This window comes from Burkholderia sp. Ac-20384 (assembly GCF_017104605.1).
Taxonomy (GTDB): Bacteria; Pseudomonadota; Gammaproteobacteria; order Burkholderiales; family Burkholderiaceae; genus Burkholderia; species Burkholderia lata.
In genome coordinates this window covers 1-3,941 of sequence record NZ_JAAGPE010000514.1, presented here as the reverse complement: position 1 = coordinate 3,941, position 3,941 = coordinate 1, and the positions used below count along the sequence as shown (strand labels likewise).

Genomic DNA, 3,941 nt, shown 5'->3' with positions numbered 1-3,941 from the left:
GTCGGCCGCCGCGTCGCGCGCCGCGGCGGCCGCACGGTCGAGCGCAGCGGCCATCGCCACCTGCTCCTTGCCGCCGAACTGATCGAGGAAGAGTTCCGCGACCGTCGACTGATACACCTTCCACATCTTCTTGCGCAGCGTCCGCCCCTTGTCGGTGATGCGCGCATACGCGGCGCGGCCGTCGTCCGCCGAACGGGCGCGCGTGACGAGCTCCTCCTGTTCGAGCCGGTCGACGAGGCGCGTGAGGTTGTAGCGCTCGATCGCGAGCACGTCGGCCAGTTCGTGCATGCGGCGCGTGCCGTCGGGCCCGCTTTCGAGCCCCCACAACGCGTCGTACCACGCGTAGGCCGGCAAGCCGGCCGCCGCGAGGCGGCGCTCGATCTCGCGAATCATCGTCCGGTGCGCGCGGACGAACGAGAACCACAGATCGGGTTCGGGTGCGCTCATGTCAGGTCGTTCCTCTCGTTGAATTGCAGTTGCAATTAAATTTTACCTCGATAACAATTGCCTCCATACGATTGCAATTGCAACTATATGCCCGCCGATCGGCGGGCGTTCCGTCGCGCGACGCGGCGCCACGACCGTCGCCCCGCGCAGTCTTATGCTCCTGGAGACATTGCATGACCGCACCTCTCGCGCTACCCGACATCGACCCGCAGGAAACTCGCGAATGGCTCGATGCGCTCGAATCCGTGATCGCGCTCGAAGGCCGCCCGCGCGCGCACTACCTGCTCGACCAGCTTTCCGACCTCGATGCGGCACGCCACGGCGACCTGCACGGCCGCGTGACGACCGCGTACGTGAACTCGGTGCCGCGTGAACGGCAACCGGCCTATCCGGGCGATCTCGCGCTCGAACGGCGCCTGAACGCGATGATCCGCTGGAACGCGATGGTGATGGTGCTGCGTGCCGGCCGGCATTCGAACGTCGGCGGACACATCGCGACCTACCAGTCGGCCGCGGTGCTGTACGACGTCGGCTTCGATCACTTCTTCCGCGGCCGCACCGATACGTTCGACGGCGACATGGTCTACATCCAGGGCCATTCGGCGCCCGGCATCTATGGCCGCGCGTACCTGGAAGGCCGCATCACGGACGCTCAACTCGACAACTTCCGCCGCGAGACCGGCCGCGAAGCGGGCCGCGACGGGCTGTCGTCGTATCCGCATCCGCGGCTGATGCCCGATTTCTGGCAATTCCCCACCGTGTCGATGGGGCTCGGGCCGCTCACGGCCGCGTATCAGGCGCGCTTCATGCGCTACCTCGAATATCGCGGGCTGAAAGCGCATCAGGGCCGCAAGGTCTGGGCATTTCTCGGCGACGGCGAAATGGACCAGCCCGAATCGCTCGCCGCGATCTCGCTCGCCGGGCGCGAACGGCTCGACAACCTGATCTTCGTCGTCAACTGCAACCTGCAGCGCCTTGATGGCCCCGTGCGCGGCAACGGCAAGGTCATCCAGGAACTCGAAGGCACGTTCCGCGCGGCGGGCTGGAACGTCATCAAGGTGATCTGGGGCGCCGGCTGGGATCGCCTGCTCGAACGCGACACGACGGGCCTGCTGCGCCAGCGCATGATGGAATGCGTCGATGGCGACTACCAGACCTTCAAGTCGCAAAGCGGCGCGTACGTGCGCGAGCACTTCTTCGGCAAGTATCCCGAACTGCTTGAGCTCGTCGCCGACCTGTCCGACGACGACATCTGGAAACTGGCACGCGGCGGCCACGATCCGGAAAAGGTGCATGCGGCCTATGCGCAGGCGATGCGCGCGGACGGACGGCCGACCGTCGTGCTCGCGAAGACCGTCAAGGGCTTCGGGATGGGCGAAGCCGGCGAAGGCCAGAACGTGAACCACCAGTTGAAGAAGATGAGCGCGGACGCCGTCCGTGCGTTCCGCGACCGCTTCGCGTTGCCGGTCAGCGATGCGCAGCTCGACGAACTGCCCTACCTCAAGCCGGAGCCGGGAAGCGCCGAGGCACGCTACTTCGCGGAACGCCGTGCCGCGCTCGGCGGCCACGTGCCGGCCCGCTTCAGCCGCGTGGAACCGCTGCCGGTGCCGCCGCTCGCCGCGTTCGAAGGTCAGCTCAAGGACAGCGGCGAGCGCGGACTGTCGACGACGATGGCGTTCGTGCGCATCCTCGGCACGCTGCTGAAGGATCCGGCGCTCGGCAAGCTCGTCGTGCCGATCGTGCCGGACGAATCGCGTACGTTCGGGATGGAGGGCCTGTTCCGCCAGATCGGCATCCACTCGCATCTCGGCCAGCTCTATACGCCGCAGGACGCGGGCCAGCTCAGCTACTACAAGGAAGCGAAGGACGGGCAGATCCTGCAGGAAGGCATCAACGAATCGGGCGCGATCGCGTCGTGGATCGCGGCCGGCACGGCGTACAGCAACCACGGCCTGCCGGCGATCCCGTTCTACATCTTCTATTCGATGTTCGGGCTGCAACGTGTCGGCGATCTCGCGTGGGCGGCCGGCGACGCGCGTACGCGCGGCTTCCTGCTCGGCGCGACGTCGGGCCGCACGACGCTGATGGGCGAAGGGCTGCAGCACGACGACGGGCACAGCCACGTGCTGTCGTCAGTGATTCCGAACTGCGTGTCGTACGACCCGACCTATGCGTACGAACTCGCGGTGATCGTGCGCGATGGCCTGCGGCGAATGTTCGCGGAACAGGAAGACGTCTACTACTACATCACGCTGCTCAACGAGAACTATCCGCATCCGGCGCTGCCGGACGGCGCGGAGGCCGGCATTCTCAAGGGTCTCTATTTGCTGCGCGAAGACACGTCGCGCGCGGCAGATACATCGCGTACGCCGCACGTGCAGCTGATTGGCAGCGGCGCGATCCTGCGCGAAGTGCTCGCCGCAAGCGACCTGCTCGCGCAGGACTTCGGCGTGTCGAGCGACGTGTGGAGCGCGACGAGCCTGAACGAGCTACGCCGCGACGGGCTTGCGGCGGAACGCTGGAACCTGCTGCATCCCGAGCAGGCGCCGCGTGTGCCGTACGTGCAGCAATGCCTCGACGGCCGCACGGGCCCGGTGGTGGTGGCGACCGACTACATGAAGATCGTCGGCGACCAGATCCGTGCGTTCATCGACGGCAGGCGCTTCGTGTCGCTCGGCACCGACGGCTTCGGCCGCTCGGATACGCGCGACGCGCTGCGCACGTTCTTCGAGGTCGACCGGCACTTCATCGTGATCGCCGCGCTGAAGGCGCTCGCCGACGACGGCGCGATACCGCGTGCGCGCGTCGGCGAAGCCATCCGGCGCTACGGCATCGACATCGACAAGGTCGATCCGGCCAGCGTGTAGTCACGCGGCGGCGCGGCAGGCAGGATCGCTCCGGCCTGCCGCGACGCCGTGCCCGCGCTACTGCCCCGACTGCGCGAGCGGGCCTTGCGGGCCCTGCCCCGTTCCCGACGGCCAGCCGCCCGCCAGCGCCTTGTACAGCGCCACCGTCGATGCCGCGCTGCGCATTTGCCCGTCGGCCGCCGCATCCTGTGCCTGCAGCAGCGAGCGTTGCGCATCGAGCACTTCGTAGTAGTCGATTGCGCCCGCCGAAAACCGCGCCTGCGCCAGCTGCGCGGCACGCGCGCTGTCGGTCGCGGCCTGCACGAGATGGCCCGTTTCGTCACGTGTGCGGGCGGCGCGCAGCAGCGCGTTCTCGGTTTCCTCCAGCGCCCCGAGCACGGTCTGCCGGTACTGCGCAAGCTGGCCGGCCGCTTCCGCATCGCTCGCGGCGATCCGTGCACGCACGCGGCCGACGTCGAGGAACGACCAGTCGATGCCGAGCGCGATCAGGTTCGTGTCGCTGCCCGCGCGGAAGAACCCGTAGCTGCTCGTCGCGCTGCCGAGCAGCCCCGACAGCGTGAAGCGCGGGAACAGGTCGGCCGTCGCGACGCCGACGCGTGCGGTCGCCGCGTGCAGCCGTGCCTCGGC

3 protein-coding genes are annotated in these 3,941 nt (G+C 68.0%); 1 reads left to right on the top strand and 2 read right to left on the bottom strand.

The genetic code is table 11. From position 1 onward, the window contains the following. A partial coding sequence (locus tag G3O00_RS40895; RefSeq protein WP_206146396.1) for a MarR family transcriptional regulator occupies positions 1-447 on the bottom strand: 447 nt, incomplete at its 3' end. 173 nt (positions 448-620) lie between these two features. On the opposite strand from G3O00_RS40895, the gene aceE reads away from it, so the two are divergent. Further along, positions 621-3,314, top strand: coding sequence for a pyruvate dehydrogenase (acetyl-transferring), homodimeric type (gene aceE / locus G3O00_RS40890; RefSeq protein WP_206146395.1), 2,694 nt, complete (start codon positions 621-623; stop codon positions 3,312-3,314). A 57-nt stretch (positions 3,315-3,371) separates the two neighbouring features. On the opposite strand, the gene G3O00_RS40885 is transcribed toward aceE, so the two are convergent. After that, the coding region (locus G3O00_RS40885) for a TolC family protein (protein ID WP_206146394.1) at positions 3,372-3,941 on the bottom strand (570 nt) is incomplete at its 5' end.